15 protein-coding genes are annotated in these 16,805 nt (G+C 60.6%); 4 read left to right on the top strand and 11 right to left on the bottom strand.

The genetic code is table 11. The annotated features are described in order from the left end of the window. The first annotated feature begins 61 nt into the window (after positions 1 to 61). A complete protein-coding gene (gene maiA / locus K6T12_RS16260) occupies positions 62 to 700 on the top strand; it encodes a maleylacetoacetate isomerase (RefSeq protein ID WP_222223922.1) in 639 nt (212 codons plus the stop codon). Between the two features lie 405 nt (positions 701 to 1,105). Here maiA and K6T12_RS16265 read toward each other — a convergent pair whose 3' ends face one another. The 7 genes from K6T12_RS16265 to gcl form a co-directional block, all read right to left on the bottom strand. After that, a complete protein-coding gene (locus tag K6T12_RS16265) occupies positions 1,106 to 2,032 on the bottom strand; it encodes an urea transporter (RefSeq protein WP_222223923.1) in 927 nt (308 codons plus the stop codon). Further along, positions 2,022 to 2,846 carry an HAD hydrolase-like protein gene (locus K6T12_RS16270; protein ID WP_222223924.1) on the bottom strand — a complete coding sequence of 275 codons (825 nt, stop codon included), beginning with the start codon at positions 2,844 to 2,846 and terminating at the stop codon, positions 2,022 to 2,024. The genes K6T12_RS16265 and K6T12_RS16270 overlap by 11 nt, the downstream gene beginning before the upstream one ends. 46 nt (positions 2,847 to 2,892) lie before the next feature. Beyond that, on the bottom strand, positions 2,893 to 4,323 hold the full coding sequence (gene pyk, locus K6T12_RS16275; RefSeq protein WP_222223925.1) for a pyruvate kinase: 1,431 nt from the start codon (positions 4,321 to 4,323) through the stop codon (positions 2,893 to 2,895). Further along, positions 4,310 to 5,593 (bottom strand): glycerate kinase type-2 family protein, encoded by a 1,284-nt coding sequence (locus tag K6T12_RS16280; protein WP_222223926.1) that lies wholly within the window; start codon positions 5,591 to 5,593, stop codon positions 4,310 to 4,312. Before K6T12_RS16280 ends, pyk begins: the two co-directional genes overlap by 14 nt. 213 nt (positions 5,594 to 5,806) lie before the next feature. Beyond that, the gene (locus K6T12_RS16285) at positions 5,807 to 6,736 is read right to left on the bottom strand and encodes a 2-hydroxy-3-oxopropionate reductase (RefSeq protein ID WP_390879091.1); all 930 of its coding nucleotides are present in this window, start codon (positions 6,734 to 6,736) and stop codon (positions 5,807 to 5,809) included. Positions 6,737 to 6,745: 9 nt separating this feature from the next. After that, on the bottom strand, positions 6,746 to 7,528 hold the full coding sequence (gene hyi, locus K6T12_RS16290; protein ID WP_222223928.1) for a hydroxypyruvate isomerase: 783 nt from the start codon (positions 7,526 to 7,528) through the stop codon (positions 6,746 to 6,748). Positions 7,529 to 7,608: 80 nt separating this feature from the next. After that, positions 7,609 to 9,384 (bottom strand): glyoxylate carboligase, encoded by a 1,776-nt coding sequence (gene gcl, locus K6T12_RS16295; protein WP_222223929.1) that lies wholly within the window; start codon positions 9,382 to 9,384, stop codon positions 7,609 to 7,611. Positions 9,385 to 9,711: 327 nt separating this feature from the next. On the opposite strand from gcl, the gene aceB reads away from it, so the two are divergent. From aceB to K6T12_RS16310, 3 genes are all read left to right on the top strand, one after another. After that, positions 9,712 to 11,319 carry a malate synthase A gene (gene aceB, locus K6T12_RS16300; RefSeq protein WP_222223930.1) on the top strand — a complete coding sequence of 536 codons (1,608 nt, stop codon included), beginning with the start codon at positions 9,712 to 9,714 and terminating at the stop codon, positions 11,317 to 11,319. A 226-nt stretch (positions 11,320 to 11,545) separates the two neighbouring features. Then, entirely contained in the window at positions 11,546 to 11,974 is a 429-nt protein-coding gene (locus tag K6T12_RS16305; RefSeq protein ID WP_222223931.1) for a GlcG/HbpS family heme-binding protein, read from the top strand. A gap of 184 nt (positions 11,975 to 12,158) precedes the next feature. Continuing rightward, entirely contained in the window at positions 12,159 to 14,090 is a 1,932-nt protein-coding gene (locus K6T12_RS16310) for a methyl-accepting chemotaxis protein (RefSeq protein WP_222223932.1), read from the top strand. Between the two features lie 111 nt (positions 14,091 to 14,201). On the opposite strand, the gene K6T12_RS16315 is transcribed toward K6T12_RS16310, so the two are convergent. From K6T12_RS16315 to K6T12_RS16330, 4 genes are all read right to left on the bottom strand, one after another. Then, entirely contained in the window at positions 14,202 to 14,624 is a 423-nt protein-coding gene (locus K6T12_RS16315; protein ID WP_222223933.1) for a VOC family protein, read from the bottom strand. Between the two features lie 107 nt (positions 14,625 to 14,731). Next, positions 14,732 to 15,034 carry a putative quinol monooxygenase gene (locus K6T12_RS16320; protein WP_222223934.1) on the bottom strand — a complete coding sequence of 101 codons (303 nt, stop codon included), beginning with the start codon at positions 15,032 to 15,034 and terminating at the stop codon, positions 14,732 to 14,734. A 63-nt stretch (positions 15,035 to 15,097) separates the two neighbouring features. Beyond that, a complete protein-coding gene (locus K6T12_RS16325; RefSeq protein ID WP_222223935.1) occupies positions 15,098 to 15,469 on the bottom strand; it encodes a cyclophilin-like fold protein in 372 nt (123 codons plus the stop codon). Positions 15,470 to 15,950: 481 nt separating this feature from the next. Continuing rightward, on the bottom strand, positions 15,951 to 16,559 hold the full coding sequence (locus tag K6T12_RS16330; RefSeq protein ID WP_222223936.1) for a TetR/AcrR family transcriptional regulator: 609 nt from the start codon (positions 16,557 to 16,559) through the stop codon (positions 15,951 to 15,953). Positions 16,560 to 16,805: the final 246 nt, after the last annotated feature.

The raw sequence follows: 16,805 nt of genomic DNA on the forward strand, positions 1-16,805 counted from the left end.
CCCGTACGCGGCTTATCGCGCCCCGCATTGCGGGGCGCTCTGTTTTGAACAGGAGTGAACGATGATTCTGTACGATTACTGCCGCTCCTCGGCGGCCTACCGGGTGCGTATTGCCCTGAACCTGAAAGGGCTGGCCTATGAGCAGGTGCCGGTCAATCTGCTGCAGGCCGAGCACCGTGGTGAAGAACACCTGGCGCGCAATCCGCAGGGGCTGGTGCCGGCGTTCGAGGACAACGGCGTGATGATCAACCAGTCGCTGGCGATCTGCGAGTACCTGGATGACGCCTATCCGCAAACGGCACCATTGGTTGCCGGTACGCCGGCCGACAAGGCGCGTATCCGTGGCCTGGCGCAGTTGATCGCCTGCGATATCCACCCGGTCGACAACCTGCGGGTGCTGAAGTATCTGGTCGGTGAGCTGGGGGCCAGTGAAGAGCAGAAGTTGGAGTGGTACCGTCACTGGATCCATGAGGGCTTCAAGGGGCTGGAACGGCGCCTGGCGGAGTCCAATCAGACCGGCAAATTCTGTCACGGCGATACCCCGACCCTGGCCGATGTCTGCCTGGTGCCACAGGTGTTCAACGCCAACCGCTTTGAAACCGATCTGAGCGCTTACCCGACCATCGTGCGTATCAACGAGGCGTGCAATGAGCTGAAGGCGTTCGCCGACGCACACCCGAATCTGCAGCCGGGTGCGTAAGCGGAATTACGGGCGAATCCAAGCCTTGTAGTTGAGGATATGCGTAATTAACAACCCAGCTTTGTAGCCTAATGCTGTTCTATTAAGGCAATCCCGCTTGCGAATGGAGCAAAGCCCGCTATCGGAGTGGTCACACCTTGTAGGGCGTACTTCAGTGCGCCACCGCCGTAGCCGGTTATGGAGCCCTGCGGGGTCCTGGTCGACTGATACCCAAAGGGCACACCGAGTCAACCCTACAGTCAAGGTCCCAGTTCCTGAAGTAGTCAGCATTACGCTTTGTCGCTGGGTTGTTTGTTTTTATAGTGCCCCGCTAGCGTCTTTCAGGCGTTTGTCCCATCCTTGCTGGGTTACTGGTCGGAGTATTGCTACCCGGCCGGAGCCCACCCGCCACCGTTTTAAAAACGGTTACTCGCCGGCAAGTTGTTGTCTGGATGATTGCCTGCGGGATTCGATCAGCTGGGTAATCAAAAAAAACAGCCAGGCGGCAACCACAAAGGGTGCCGTTAATGGCACCGCCAACCAGTTCTGTATCAGCAGCATCAGCAGCTGGGCCAGCAGAATACCGCTGATAATCAGCAGCGGTTTACCGGGAAAGCGGATCGCCAGCGCCAGTGCGGCCAGCACCGGGTTGTAGCCATAGAGTCCGATGACCGCCGGATCAGCTAGCGCCAATGACTGTGCTAAAAAATAACCGCTCAGCGAGGCGGCCAGCGACCAGAGCAATAGTTGGCGGCCGCTGATCAGCAGTGCCAGCATAAGACAGAGTCCCGACCAGGGATTGGCCAGGAAAAACACCTGGCCGACACCGTTAGCGGCGGCGTCGAGCCAGGGAACAGTCAGCACGTCGTAGTTGCCAGCTGTTGCGGCTGGTGCCATCGAATAAAAATCGGCAATGCCGAACAGTAACCAGCTCAGCAGGATAAACGGGGCGGTATAGGGCGGTAGCGGGCCGCGAATCAGCAGTCGCAGCAAGGGCGACGACAAACTGGCTGCCGTAACCAATAGCAGTATGGGCCCAATGGATAGCTGGAAGAACGTTGGTACCGCCAGGCCGATCAGCACGCCGTTATAACCGTATAACCCGGCGAACAGGTCCGCTTTCTCATAGCGCAGCAGTGCGGCCGCCAGCAGGCTACTGACAGCGCCCAGTATGGCGCCCAACAGCAGGTGAGGGGCGGCCAGGCCGACGGCGACGATGCAAAGCAGGCCGGCGGAGAGTTTGTCGGTGAATATCACCTGGCCGAAACTGCGGACCAGGGCGCCGCTGAAGTTTCTTGCGGCGGCTAATTTATCGACAGCTGTTTTATCGACAATTAGGCGATCAATGTGCAACGAATCTGCTCCATGCCTGGGCGGACACCGGAAACAGCCGCAGCAGGGCGGCGGGCTGGTGGATCAGTTCATGACTGTCCGCGCGGCGCAGGGGTTCAAAATGGTCGAAGCCCCAGCTGACGGCCAAGGTCTTCATCCCGTGGTGACGACCGGCCCTGATATCCAGGTGATGGTCGCCGATCATCCAGCAGTGACGGGCCTCAAGCTGGTGGTTTTTTATGATCTTGTACAGCAGTTGGCGTTTATCGCTCAAACGGCCATCGGGTTGGCTACCGTAAACGTTTTGGAAATGCACTTTCAGGCCACTGTGCGCCAGCAACAGCTCAGCCTGCGCCTGCGGCTTGGCGGTCGCCAGTATCAGCCGATAGCCTCGCTGGCGAAGCGTTCTCAATATGTTACTAATGTGCGGGTAGGCTTGATACTGATAAATACCCTGATCGAGGTAGTAGCGGCGAAACTCTATGACCGCTGTTTCGACGCGATCCTCTGTGTCGCTGGCCGACAGCAGCTGACCGAAGGTGGCTCTGAGTGACGGGCCGATCACGGATTCGGGCTGCAGTTCTCGAGCTTTGTCGGCGTGGCCGAGCTGCTGCAGCGCATATCTGAAAGCGTTCATGATCCCTTGCCGGGTATCGAGCAGGGTGCCGTCCAGATCGAACACCAGGGTGTTCACCGTTCTTTGGGGGTTATCTGATCTCTGCAATGCCGGTCTTCCCATAAAATAAACAAAGTGCACCCGCCCTGCGGCTCGCACCGTGCCGCCGTCAACTGTCCACTTCTCACTGTCTTCTGGTAAAAAAGAGGCTTTAAGCACGCTTAAAGCCTCAAAACAGTCAGGGAGGTATCACCAGGTATCCTGACTATGCCAGCGGAAAGGACTCAATACGCACCATATTGGTGGTGCCGGGTTTGCCGAACGGCACGCCGGCGGTGATCACCAGGGTGTCGCCCGGCTGGGCCATCTGGCGTTGGCCGGCGGCCTCGAAGGCGGCGTCGATCAGGTGGCCGTCTTCCGAGAAGCGGGCGTCGACCACCGAGTGGATACCCCAGGCCACGCTTAGCCGGCGGGCGGTAACCAGGTTCGGGGTCAGGCTCAGGATCGGGGCCTTCGGCCGTTCGCGGGCCGCCCGCAGACTGGTGGTGCCGGAATTGGTGTAGTTGACCAGTACCGCCACCGGCAGAATCCGGCTGATGCGGCGGATCGCGCAGCAGAGCGCGTCGGACACCGTTGCCTCCGGCAGCGGCCGGTTCACATCCAGCCGGGCGTGGTAGTTGGGGTCGGCTTCCACCTCGTGGATGATCTTGCTCATCATGCTGACCGCTTCCTGCGGATAGTCGCCGGAGGCGGTTTCCGCCGACAGCATCACCGCGTCGGCGCCCTCGTAAACCGCATTGGCCACGTCGGTAACCTCGGCGCGGGTCGGTGCCGGCGAGTTGCGCATCGATTCCAGCATCTGGGTGGCGACCACCACCGGCTTACCCTGCTGGCGACAGGTTTCGATGATCCGCTTCTGGATCGACGGAATGGTCTCGGCCGGCAGCTCCACCCCCAGGTCGCCGCGGGCGACCATGATGGCGTCGGAGCGCGCCACGATCTCGTCCAGATACTCCACCGCGGTGGGTTTCTCGATCTTTGCCATCAGGAAGGCGCGGCCCTGGATCAATTGCTGCGCCTCGGTGATATCTTCCGGCCGCTGGACGAACGACAGTGCCACCCAGTCGACCCCGATCTCCAGGCCGAAGGCCAGGTCGCGACGATCCTTGTCGGTCAGCGGGCTCAGCTGCAGCACCGCTTCAGGCACGTTGACCCCTTTGCGGTCGGACAGCTCGCCACCGACGATTACCTCGGTTTCCACCGACGCCTTGGTGCATTCCCGTACCCGCAGGCGCAGCTTGCCGTCGTCCAGCAGCAGGTCCATGCCCGGTTCGAGCGCCTCGATAATCTCCGGGTGGGGCAGGTTGACCCGCTGACTGTCACCCGGCTCGCTGTTCAGGTCGAGGGTGAAGGGCTGGCCGTTCTGCAGGTCTACCCGGCCGTCGGCGAAACGGCCGACGCGCAGTTTCGGCCCCTGCAGGTCCATCAGCACGCCGATCGGCGTGTTCAGCTCCTGCTCGACCGCACGGATCCAGTTGAGGCGCTCGGCGTGGTCGGCATGTTCGCCGTGGCTGAAGTTGAGGCGGAACACATTGGCACCGTTCTCCACCAGGCGGCGGATATCGTCCTGGCTGTTGATGGCCGGGCCAAGGGTGGCAACGATTTTTACTTTTTTTATTTTTCTATTCAGAGTCATTGGGCTGATCTCCCAGGATGAGAATGGCACGGAAGTCGTTCACGTTGGTCCGGGTCGGACCGGTCACGATCAGGCTGTCCAGCGCCGAAAAGAAGCCGTAGCCGTCGTTGTTGTCCAGCATATCGGTCGGGTTGATCCCCTGAGCCAGGGCGTCGCGGTAACTCTGCGGGGTCATGATGCAACCGGCATTGTCTTCGGAACCGTCGATACCGTCGGTGTCCGCCGCCAGCGCGTAGACGCCCGGCTGGCCCCGCAGGTTTTCCGTCAGGCTGAGCAGGAACTCGGCGTTGCGGCCGCCACGGCCGTTACCGCGTACGGTCACCGTGGTTTCACCACCGGACAGGATTACGCAGGGCGGCTGGATCGGCTGGCCATGGTTGATGATCTGGCGGGCGATACCGGCATGCACCTTGGCGACCTCGCGCGATTCGCCCTCCAGGTCGCCCAGTACCAGCGCCGGAATGCCCCGCGACTCGCACTTGTCCAGCGCCGCCTGCAGCGACTGCTGCGGGGTGGCGATCAGCGCGAAGTGGCTGTTGGCCAGGCAGGGGTCGCCCGCTTTGACGGTTTCCGATTCCGGGCTCTCCAGCCAGGCGCGGATATGGGGCGCCACGTCGATCTCGTAGCGCGCCAGAATCGCCAGCGCCTGGGCGGAGGTGGTAGGGTCCGCCACACTCGGTCCCGAGGCGATGACCGTGGCTTCATCGCCGGGCACATCGGAGATGGCATAGGTGTAGAGTGTGGCGGGGAAGCAGGCCTTGGCCAGCCGGCCGCCCTTGATCGCCGACAGGTGCTTGCGCACGCAGTTCATCTCGCCGATGGTGGCGCCGGACTTGAGCAGCGCTTTGTTGATCTGTTGCTTGTCCGGCAGGCTGATGCCGGGTGCCGGCAACGACAGCAGGGCGGAACCACCGCCGGACAACAGGAAGATCACCCGGTCGTCCTTGCTGAGCCCGCTGACCAGCTCCATCACCCGGCCAGCCACCGCCAGTCCGGCATCGTCCGGTACCGGATGGGCGGCTTCCACCACTTCGATCTTGCGGCAGTTGGCACCGTGGCCGTAGCGGGTGACCACCAGACCGCTGATCTCCCCCTGCCAGGTGTTTTCGATCGCTTGTGCCATCGCCGCGGCCGCTTTGCCGGCGCCGATGACCACCGCCCGGCCGCTGGTGTCGGCAGGCAGGTGAGAGGCCAGCACATGGCGGGGATGCGCCGCGTTGACGGCGGTCTCAAACAGCTCGTTAAGGAAGGCTTTCGGGTCTGTAATCATCGCATTACTCCAGGGCTTGCTCGGTCTTGGACATCGAGGCTTTCGAAAACCGGTGCGTTGCGCCGGTTTTTGGAAGTCCCGTTTGTGTAAGTCTTGTTTGATTCCCGCTATCAAATCGATCGCTGATCGAAGCCGACCGGGGAGGGGAAAACCCCGGTCGGCTTGGTTCTGCGGATACCGGCACAGCGGTTAACTGTGCCCGCCACCGCCCGATCAGTCGCGGATCGAGTGGTTGGCCATATGCTCCAGCGCCTTGATCAGTGCCGAGTGATCCCAGTTGGCACCGCCCAGCGCGGCACAGCTGTTGAACAGCTCCTGCGCGGTGGAGGTGTTCGGCAGGCTCAGCTGCAGTTCGCGGGCGCCGCTCAGCGCCAGGTTCAGGTCCTTCTGGTGCAGCGAGATACGGAAGCCCGGATCGAAGGTGCCCTTCACCATGCGCTCGCCGTGTACTTCCAGGATCTTGGAAGAGGCGAAACCACCCATCAGCGCTTCGCGTACCCGGGCCGGATCGGCACCCGCCTTGGAGGCGAACAGCAGCGCTTCGGCCACCGCCTGGATGTTCAGCGCCACGATGATCTGGTTGGCCACCTTGGCGGTCTGGCCGTCGCCGTTACCGCCGACCAGGGTGATGTTCTTGCCCATCGCCTCGAACAGCGGCTTGGCGCGCTCGAAGGCCGCGTCGGGACCGCCCACCATGATGCTCAGGGAGGCCGCCTTGGCGCCCACTTCACCGCCGGATACCGGAGCGTCCAGGTATTCGGCGCCGGTGGCGTTGATGCGCTCGGCGAAGCCCTTGGTGGCGATCGGTGAGATGGAGCTCATGTCGATGACGATCTTGCCGCTGGAAACGCCCTCGGCCACGCCGTTTTCACGGAACAGTACGTCTTCCACCTGCGGGGTGTCCGGTACCATCACGATGATGATTTCGGCTTCCTGGGCGACCTCTTTCGGGTTTGCCAGGGCGATGCCGTTGTCGCCGAGCAGCTCTGCCGGCGCTTTTTCGAAGTGCTCTGAGAAGAACAGGGTGTGACCTGCATTCTGCAGGTTCGCCGCCATGGGTTTACCCATGATGCCGGTGCCGATAAAACCAATTTTAGCCATTTTTATTCTCCGGTCTTTGGACTTTTGATGCTCGGATCTGATCGCTGGTGCTCAGATCTGGTTATGGGTTTTCAGCCAGCCGAGGCCCGCTTCGGTGGTGGTGGACGGCTTGTATTCGCAGCCGATCCAACCCTGATAACCCTGCTGGTCGATGAAATCGAACAGGAACCGGTAGTTGATCTCGCCGGTTCCCGGCTCGTGACGACCCGGGTTGTCCGCCAGCTGGATATGGTTGATCGCCTGCAGGTTGGCCTGGATGGTCGGTGCCAGGTCGCCTTCCATGATCTGCATGTGGTAGATGTCGTACTGCAGATACAGGTTGTCGCTGCCCACCGCGTCGCGAATCGCCAGGGCCTGCTTGGTGTTGTTCAGGAAGAAGCCCGGAATGTCGCGGGTGTTGATCGCCTCGACCACCAGTTTGATGCCGGCCTGCTTCAGCTTTTCGGCGGCGAACTTCAGGTTGGCGACGAAGGTCGCTTCAACCGCTTCGGCAGTCACGCCTTCGGGCTGGATACCGGCCAGGCAGTTGATCTGGCGGTTGCCCAGTACTTGGGCGTAGGCGATCGCCTGGTCGACACCGGCCTGGAACTCCTCGACCCGATCCGGGTGGCAGGCGATACCGCGCTCGCCGGCGGCCCAGTCACCGGCCGGCAGGTTGAACAACACCTGCTCCAGACCGTTGTCAGCCAGCTTCTGCTTGATCTGCTCGGCGTCGAAATCGTACGGGAACAGGTACTCGACCCCTTTGAAGCCGGCCTGTGCGGCGGCGGCGAAACGGTCGAGGAAGTCGACTTCGGTAAACAGCATTGAGAGGTTTGCAGCTAAACGAGGCATAAAGGCTCCTTGTTTCTTTGTGTTGCTGTCGTTACTTGGGGGAAGGGGCAACCCCGTGTCTGGGGCTGCCGCTACCGGACTCAGTCGAGCAGGGCGATCGCCGTCGGGGCGTCTTCGTCGCGCTCCGCCAGGTCTTCAAACTCGGTGATGTTGTTGATCTCGGTACCCATGGAGATGTTGGTGACCCGCTCCAGGATGATCTCAACCACCACCGGCACGCGGTGTTCCGCCATCAGCTCCTTGGCGCGGGCGAAGGCCGGACCGATATCCTCCGGCTTGAACACCCGCAGCGCCTTACAGCCCAGACCTTCGACCACCGCAATATGGTCGACACCGTAGTTGCCGAGCTCTGGCGCATTGATGTTCTCGAACGACAGCTGTACGCAGTAATCGATGTCGAAGCCGCGCTGTGCCTGACGGATCAGGCCCAGGTAGGAGTTGTTCACCAGCACGTGGATGTACGGCAGGTTGAACTGGGCGCCTACCGCCAGTTCCTCGATCATGAACTGGAAGTCGTAGTCGCCGGACAGCGCCACCACGTTGCGCTCCGGATCGGCCTTAACCACACCCAGCGCCGCCGGCACGGTCCAGCCCAGCGGGCCGGCCTGGCCACAGTTGATCCAGTGGCGTGGCTTGTAGACGTGCAGGAACTGGGCGGCGGCGATCTGCGACAGGCCGATGGTGCTGACGTAGCAGGTGTCCTTGCCGAACGCTTCGTTCATCTCTTCGTAGACACGCTGCGGCTTGACCGGCGCATTGTCGAAGTGGGTCTTGCGCAGCATGGTGCGCTTGCGCTCCTGGCACTGCTTCAGCCAGTTATCGAGGTTGTTCAGCTTGCCGGCCGCTTTCCACTCGTGGGCGACTTCAACGAACAGCTCCAGCGCGGCGCCGGCGTCGGAGACGATGCCGAAGTCCGGCATGAATACCCGGCCGATCTGGGTCGGTTCGATGTCCACATGGACGAACTTGCGGTTCTCGGTGTACACCTCGACGGAGCCGGTGTGGCGGTTGGCCCAGCGGTTACCGATACCCAGTACGAAGTCGGACTCCAGCATGGTGGCGTTACCGTAACGGTGGGAGGTCTGCAGACCTACCATGCCGGCCATCTGCGGGTGGTTGTCCGGGATGATGCCCCAGCCCATCAGCGTCGGGATCACCGGGATGCCGAGGATCTCTGCGAACTCGACCAGCTTGTCGCTGGCGTTGGCGTTGATGATGCCGCCACCGGCGACCAGCAGCGGGCGTTTCGCCTCGGTCAGCATGGTCAGTGCTTTCTCGACCTGCTTGCGGGTGGCCGTCGGCTTGTCGACCTTCAGCGGCTCGTAAGCATCGATATCGAACTCGATCTCGGCCATCTGGACGTCGAACGGCAGGTCGATCAGCACCGGGCCCGGACGGCCGGAGCGCATCACGTGGAATGCTTTCTGGAACACGTAAGGCACCTGGGCCGGCTCCAGTACGGTGGTGGTCCACTTGGTCACCGGCTCGGCGATTTTGGAGATCTCAACGGCCTGGAAATCCTCTTTGTGCAGACGGGCACGCGGTGCCTGACCGGTAATGCAGAGAATTGGAATGGAGTCCGCGGAGGCGGAGTAGAGCCCGGTCACCATATCGGTGCCGGCCGGACCGGAGGTGCCGATGCAGACCCCGATGTTGCCCGGGTTGGTCCGGGTATAACCCTCGGCCATATGTGAAGCCCCTTCCACATGGCGCGCCAGGACGTGATCGATACCGCCGTGCTTTTTCAGCGCGGCGTACAGCGGGTTGATCGCTGCGCCCGGGATTCCGAAGGCGGTGTCTATGCCTTCTCGCGCCATCACCAAGACGGCTGCTTCTATCGCTTTCATTCTGGCCATTCTGAGTGCACCTCGTGTTACTTATAATTGTATACAAGAATGTGTCCAGTGATTCTAAGAGGAATATGACTTTCGGGTCAAGAAATTGTTTTTGTCCGTTTTTTGACACTTTTAAGTTGATTTTCGCGAGGCTTTTCAGCGCCTTATGCTACTTTGGTAGTGTATTATTTCTGGATTGTATTCAAAAATGGCTTGTAAATGTGCGAAATCTGGTAGTATTTCTTTCACATGCAAAGATGAGTTATGTCCGGATGAACAGATGTGTCTGGCGGCTTGGATACAATTTGTATGTGCGAGTAGATATATAAGAACGGTGTATTGAATACGATGAAGAAGGCTGAGCAGTTAGAGCAAAGACTCTGCATTCATGGCGAAATGCAGGATGGGTTTGATCAGATCCTGAGTGCGGGCGCGCTGGCGTTTGTCGAGCAGCTGGTGGCGCGGTTCGCACCGCGGCTGGAACAGTTGTTGAAGCAGCGGCAGCTCCGTCAGGCGGAATACGATGGCGGCGCATTGCCGGACTTTCGCCCGGATACCGCCTGGATTCGTGACGACAAGCAGTGGAAGATCGCCGGCATTCCGCAGGACCTGCAGGATCGCCGGGTGGAGATTACCGGCCCGGTGGATCGCAAGATGGTGATCAACGGACTCAACTCCGGCGCCCGGGTGTTCATGTGCTGTTTCGAGGATGCCACGGCACCCACCTGGCAGAACATGGTGCAGGGCCAGATCAACCTACGCGATGCCAACAACGGCACCATCGACTATGTGAACCCGGCCAACGGCAAGCATTACCGGTTGAATGACAACCCCGCCGTGCTGATCTGCCGACCGCGCGGCCTGCATCTGTCGGAGCGCCATATCACCTTTGACGGGCAGGCGATTCCCGGCTGCCTGATGGATTTCGGACTGTACTTCTACCACAACTACCGGGCCCGCCTGGCCCAGGGCAGCGGTATCTACTATTACCTGCCCAAGCTGCAGTCGATGGAGGAGGCGGCCTGGTGGAGCGAACTGTTCAGCTTTACCGAAGATCGCTTCGAGCTGCCGCGCGGCAGCATCAAAGCGACGGTGCTGATCGAGACGCTGCCGGCGGTGTTCCAGATGGACGAGATCCTGTACGCGATGCGCGAACATATCGTGGCGATGAACTGCGGCCGCTGGGATTACATCTTCAGCTACATCAAGTCCCTGCGCAGCCACGGCGACCGCATCCTGCCGGATCGCCAGGCGCTGACCATGGACAAGCCTTTCCTCGATGCGTACAGCCGTCTGCTGATCCGCACCACCCATCGGCGCGGCGCGCTGGCGATGGGCGGCATGGCCGCCTATATCCCGGCGAAAGATCCGCAGCAGATGGAGCAGGTGCTGATCATGGTTCAGGAAGACAAGGAGCGTGAAGCGCTGAACGGCCACGACGGCACCTGGGTGGCGCACCCCGGCCTGGTGAGCACCGCGATGGAGGTGTTCGACCGCCACCTGGCCGGGCGGGCCAACCAGCTGGATCTGCTGCGCGAACAGGATCAACCGATCGACGCCGCGATGCTGCTGACCCCCTGCGAGGGGCAGCGCAGCGAAGCCGGCGTGCGGAAAAACATCCGCATTGCGTTGCGCTATATCGAGGCCTGGATCTCCGGCAGGGGCTGCGTGCCGATCTACGGCCTGATGGAGGATGCCGCGACGGCGGAGATCTCCCGCACCGCCATCTGGCAGTGGATCAGCAACCGGGTGGCGCTGGATGACGGCCGCGAGATGACCCCGGCATTGTTCCGTGAGTTGCTGGATGAGGAGTATGACGCCGTACAGCGGGAGGTGGGCGAACTGCATGCCGGTCAGGGACGATTTGCACAAGCGAAGCAGATTCTGGATCAGATCACGGTGGCCGAGGAGCTGGTGGAGTTCCTGACGCTGCCCGGCTATCGCTACCTGCAATAACCGGAACCCGGGCCGGCCTGCGCTCACGCCAGCCGGCCTTTTAAAACGATAACAACAACTAGCAGTCGTTTACCTGTCGGATGCCGGAGTCATGGCCGCCAGCCGGTAAACAGGCACAGCGAAGCGTTTAAGCAGTAGCAGATAACACCGGCCGAAGCCGGGATGCCTCAGCGGAGAATGAGATTTTTTTATCACAGTTTCCTTTTGAAATCTGGAGGTTGACCTCATGGGTGCTTTGAAACTCAACGAATCTATCGAAATTACCCGCAAGGCCTTTGACCACGGCTGCGAGCTGGGTGCTGCGCCTTTAACGGTGGCGGTGCTGGATGCCGGCGGCAAGCTGGTTTCGCTGCAGCGCCAGGATGGCTCCAGCATGCTGCGGCCCGACGTGGCCACCGCCAAGGCCTGGGGCGCACTGGCGATGGGCAAGTCGTCCCGCGCGCTGGCGGATGATGCCGCCCAGCGGCCGGCGTTCGTGTCGGCGCTCAATACCCTGGCCCACGGCAACCTGGTGCCGGTGCCCGGCGGGGTGCTGGTGCTCGACAACGAACGCCAGGTGGTGGGGGCCGTCGGTATCAGCGGCGATACCTCGGATATCGATGAGCTGTGCGCCATTGCCGGTATCCGCGGCGCCGGGCTGTACTGCGATGCTTGACCGGATGCCTGGTTGAGCAGAGTACTTGGAAGGAAAAAGGGAGCTGATCAGTCGGCTCCCTTTTATATATAACCCCCGGAGCAGGGATGCCCGGGAGTGATGACTGAAGGGAAAATTTTGATCTGGCCAACGGCCGTCATATGACAGTTCGGGCGTCGATCTGCTGTGGGTGAGGGGGAATGCAATGAAGTCTATGGGCGCGTTATCGATTCAGAAAAAGCTGACGCTACTGTTTGGCATGGCACTGCTGTTGTCGCTTAGCGCCGTGGCTGGGCTGGCGGTCTACCAGGCCAGTTCGGTCGCCGAGAAGCGGCTGGTGGAGCAGGAGCTGCCCAGTATGCTCGGGCGTATAGCGGTGACCGTCGACCAGAAGATCATGGATACCCTCAGTGCCGGTCGCAGCATCGCGCAGAATACCTTGCTGGCGCGGGAGGTCGAGCGGGGCATTGCCGAGCCGGAACTGCTGCTCGAGCAGCTGCGGCAGGTCAAGACCAGTCAGGGCGCGGATATGGCGTTCCTGGTGGCGGCCAGCGGGCAGTATTTTACCGACCAGGGGTTTTTGAAGACCGTCAGTCCCGACCGGCCGCGGGACCAGTGGTTCTACAACTTTCTCAACAGTGGCAAGGACTATGAGCTGGCGCTGGATGTGGATGAGAGCAGCGGCAAGATGATGGCGTTCGTCAACTACCGCATGCAGCGCGGCCAGCGGAGCCTGGCCGTGGCCGGTGTTGGCGTCAACCTGACCAGTGTGGCCGAGCTGGTCAACAGCTATCGCATTGGTGACACAGGGGTGGTGTTCCTGGTGAACCAGGATGGCCTGATCAAGGTACACCCCGATGCGGCGCTGGTAAACAAAGCGACATTGCACGACTTGCAGGGCGTATCGCAGCTGGCGGGCAAGCTGCTGGCCCATGGTGATTTTACTGTGCAGGACTCTGAATTGGCCGGTAACGGGCAGTTCCTGGCATCCAGCTATATCCCCAGCCTTGGCTGGTTTCTGGTCGCCAGTGTGCCGAAAGCCGCCGTGTTGGCCGAACTGGAGCGGACTTTCCAGCAGGTGTTGCTGTTCGTGCTCTGCCTGTCGCTGCTGCTGCTGTTGCCGGTGTTCTGGATCAGCCGCAGTGTTTCCTCGCCGATTCGACACGTGGCCGGGCTGTTGCGCGAAATTGGCGAGGGAGAAGGCGATCTGCGCAGCCGGTTGGAGGTGAAGGAGCGCAACGAGCTCGGACAGCTGGCGGAGGGGTTCAACGGTTTCGTCGGCAAGATCCAGGGCTCGATCCGCGAGGTCGATAGCGTGACCCGGCAGGTGGAGGTGACCCTGCGGGAGGTGACCGAAGGTGCTGAATCCACTATTCAGGATGTGAACACCCAGCAGCAGCGGGTGCTGCAGATGGCGTCCTCGATAGAGCAGATGCGTGCCTCGATTCAGGAGATCGCGCGCGGTGCGGAGGAGGCGTCGCAGACCAGTACTGCGGTGCTGGAACAGGCGACGACCGGTGTCGGTCTGCTGACCGACGCCAGCCAGTCGATCGACTGTCTGGCGCAGACAATTGGCAACGCCAATGCGGTGATCAGGCAGCTCGACCAGGATATTCAGGGGATCAGCAACCTGCTGGTGGTGATCAGGGAGGTGTCCGACAACACCAACCTGCTGGCGTTGAATGCCTCGATCGAAGCGGCCCGGGCGGGTGAGCAGGGACGCGGTTTCGCCGTGGTAGCGGACGAGGTGCGAGGTCTGGCGATGAAGAGCAATCAGCTGACCAATCAGATTCAGCAGATCATCAACCAGCTGCAGCAGGGCGCCAGCAATGCGATGGAGGCGATGGAACAGGCGCTGAAGAATACCACGGCTTCGGTGCAGCTGGCTGGTGGCGCGGGCGAAGCCTTCGAAACCATCCGTGTCGAGATCAATACCATCAGTGAGAAGAACGACCTGATGGCGGAGAACCTCAGTCAGCAGTCGCTGGCGGTGGAGGAGGTGGCCGACAGCGCCAATCAGATCAGTGACGCTGGTGATCGCACGGTCGCGGCGGCCGGTCAATCCTCGGCGGCCTGTCGCAGCCTGCGGGACTCGGTGGAGCGGTTGACTGCCACCATGTCCCAGTTCAGGTATTAATAGCTCAGCTACTAAGAACTCGGATATTAAGAGTTCGGCGATTAAGTGCTTTTAACCGGCGGCCGGCTCATCGGAGCCCGTCGCCGGTTGCGCGTTGTTGGGCTGATTGCCTCACTCGGTGCTAGGGGTAAAGCGCTGGCCGGACAGGGCCGGATGGTAGAGCGGCTGTACGACATTGCCGGCCGGATCCTGGCAGTAGAAACTGCGGGCGCCATCGCGATGGTCATGCGGTTGTTGCAGCATCCGGACATCTTTCGATTTCAGATAGCGGTACCACTGGTCCAGCTCCTCCCGGGAATCCACCACAAAGCCGAAGTGGTCCAGCAGGCCACCGTCGGCTCTCTCGGTCATATCGGTCTGCCGACTCAGCGACAGGTTGTCGTTACCCAGTGTCAGGTACACCAGGTCGTCGTGGGGGCGGAACAGTACCGCCATGCCCAGCAGTTCCACGTAGAAACGTTCGCAGGCTTCCAGGTTCGGTACTTTGAAGGCGATATGGCGCATTCCGTTCAAGGTGCGTTCGGGACGGTTCATCAGGCTCTCTCCTTATCTTTTTAATAAATGTCTTAGTCCTTGCAGCGGCGCTGCAGGGGGCGATCAGAGGCTGCTTGGATTAACTGAAAAGCGCGGCGAAAGCGGCGTTAACGCGATGGGTTGGCCGAGACAAGATCGGCACGCAGCACCGTCTGCCGGGCGATCAGCTCGTTGATCCGAGGCCGGTCTTTCAGGTAGTGGGCCGTCTCCTTATGCGTCTGCAGGGCCGCCGGGCTTTCATAGAGTTCGTACAGGTAGTTCAGGTTCGGCGCTTCGCGGTCTTCCAGTACATCGAACTGGTGACAGCCGGGTTCGTCACGTACCGACGCGGCAGCGTTTTCGCTGATGATCTTCAGATACTCCGCCTTGGCACCCTCTTTGAGTTCGACTTTGATAAAAATGCAGTACATATCCTGGTTATCTTTTTTGCGTGTGGGACTTAGGGGACTCAGCCTGGTATGTCGGGGCTGAGTTTAGAGCGCTCGGATGGTTATGCGGGCGCCATCGCGTACCCGTTTAAGTGCCGAGGCGTCGCCCTCGATCCGGCCAAACGGGTTCACCGGGCTGGCCGCGCGGGGCACCTCCGAGGTGCTGGCCGGTGTCGGGCCGAAAAAGAGGCAGAAGGCTCGACCCGGTGGCCAATAAGCCAGCTCGCCGACGGCGAGCTCTTCGATCGCATCGTCCGAACTGTCCAGCCGCAACGGAATATCGAAATAGATCTCCTCGCCCCAGACATTGGCCCGTCCTTCGATCGGCAGGGCTTCGGCGATGGCGTTGGCGGTGCCGTTGTTTTCCAGGGTGGCGGAGAGGGTGATGCCGTCGACGTCGATAGAGATTTTCTGCATGGAATTCTCCGTGATTGAAGGGGTCGGGATCTCTGTTCAGCCCCGCAGGAGCTAAAAAAAACCCCATCGGGTGATGGGGTCGAAATACCAACTGAATTGCAGGGTTTACCTAGTTGCAAAGACCATCATCTAGTTCTGCAGACTTCGGTTAGAGCCCCTCCATTACAGCAAGAGCTGACTTTTGGGTCAATATTTATTTGACCTAAAAGTCAGGTTGTTGGTTATTAAAATTCGAACCCTATTCGGGATGGGAAAGTGAGGGATAAGTGAGGGGGATAAGGGGAGGACTCGTTCTTATGGGGCGTCACCCGGGACACCACCGCCGCAGGCGGTTAAAAACGCCCGCCGGCGCTTGGCCGGCCGGACCTAGACGGACAGGATCAGCCTTACATTAGACCACTACACATCGCACCGGTCTTTCAGATTCGATCAGCTGCTTGCTGCTTGCTGCTTGCTGCTTGCCGCTGACTGCTTATCGCTTTCAGCGCCTGGGCAGGCAGCCGGCCAGTACCAGCCGGGTGATCAGTTCGGCGGCATCGTCATAATCCTGCTGGTCCAGCTTGTCCTTGCCGGTCACCGAGGTGATCTGCCAGTCGAAGTCGGCGTAGGTCTGGGTGGAGGCCCAGATGGTGAACAGCAGGTGGCGTGGGTTGACCGGTTCCATCAGGCCCCGCTCAATCCACTGTTCCAGGCGGGCAATGCACTCCTGGGCCTGGTTGTTCAGCTGATCGACGATGTCCTGCGGTAGATGGGGGGCGCCATGCATGATCTCGCTGGCGAATACCTTGGAGGCATCGGGGTGATTCTGGGAGATGGTGATCTTGGCGCGAATATACTGACGCAGCGCGGTTTCAGGGTCGTCATAGTGCTCGAAGGGTTCGGCCGCTTCGAGCAGCGGCTCGACCACGCTTTCCAGCACCGAGCGATAGAGGTTCTCTTTACTCTTGAAGTAGTAGTAGACGTTCGGCTTGGGCAGCTTGGCCTTGTTGGCGATATCGATGATCTTGGTTGCGGCAAAGCCTTTCTCGGCAAACTCTTCGCTGGCCACTTTAAGGATGATGGAACGGTTGCGTTCGCGAATGCTGGCCATGCCTGCCGGACTCCCTGATTACCTGATCTGCGGGTCAAAAATTGCCGGCAATAGTATCACTGCGTTTTGTAGGTACTCAAGGGCGTAGCCTATTGGCCAGGACACAAAAAAGCCAGCGGATGCTTAATGCCAGTCAGTTAAGCCAACTGACTGGCATTTTTCTTTCTCACGGGGTAGCGGCATGGGCAGCTCTTTAATGCCCGGGGATAACGCCGCTCTCGCCTTGTCGGCAACACGAAAGTGGCT

This window comes from Marinobacterium arenosum (assembly GCF_019795155.1).
GTDB classification, from domain to species: Bacteria; Pseudomonadota; Gammaproteobacteria; order Pseudomonadales; family Balneatricaceae; genus Marinobacterium_C; species Marinobacterium_C arenosum.

What these genes read in the sequence shown, in the direction of transcription:
- aceB (WP_222223930.1), top strand. Translation starts at nt 9,712, where the DNA reads ATGAAGAAGGCTGAGCAGTTAGAGCAAAGACTCTGCATTCATGGCGAA.
- K6T12_RS16310 (WP_222223932.1), top strand. Translation starts at nt 12,159, where the DNA reads ATGAAGTCTATGGGCGCGTTATCGATTCAGAAAAAGCTGACGCTACTG.
- maiA (WP_222223922.1), top strand. Translation starts at nt 62, where the DNA reads ATGATTCTGTACGATTACTGCCGCTCCTCGGCGGCCTACCGGGTGCGT.
- gcl (WP_222223929.1), bottom strand. Translation starts at nt 9,384, where the DNA reads ATGGCCAGAATGAAAGCGATAGAAGCAGCCGTCTTGGTGATGGCGCGA.
- K6T12_RS16305 (WP_222223931.1), top strand. Translation starts at nt 11,546, where the DNA reads ATGGGTGCTTTGAAACTCAACGAATCTATCGAAATTACCCGCAAGGCC.
- K6T12_RS16325 (WP_222223935.1), bottom strand. Translation starts at nt 15,469, where the DNA reads ATGCAGAAAATCTCTATCGACGTCGACGGCATCACCCTCTCCGCCACC.
- K6T12_RS16315 (WP_222223933.1), bottom strand. Translation starts at nt 14,624, where the DNA reads ATGAACCGTCCCGAACGCACCTTGAACGGAATGCGCCATATCGCCTTC.
- K6T12_RS16330 (WP_222223936.1), bottom strand. Translation starts at nt 16,559, where the DNA reads ATGGCCAGCATTCGCGAACGCAACCGTTCCATCATCCTTAAAGTGGCC.
- pyk (WP_222223925.1), bottom strand. Translation starts at nt 4,323, where the DNA reads ATGACTCTGAATAGAAAAATAAAAAAAGTAAAAATCGTTGCCACCCTT.
- K6T12_RS16320 (WP_222223934.1), bottom strand. Translation starts at nt 15,034, where the DNA reads ATGTACTGCATTTTTATCAAAGTCGAACTCAAAGAGGGTGCCAAGGCG.
- K6T12_RS16280 (WP_222223926.1), bottom strand. Translation starts at nt 5,593, where the DNA reads ATGATTACAGACCCGAAAGCCTTCCTTAACGAGCTGTTTGAGACCGCC.
- hyi (WP_222223928.1), bottom strand. Translation starts at nt 7,528, where the DNA reads ATGCCTCGTTTAGCTGCAAACCTCTCAATGCTGTTTACCGAAGTCGAC.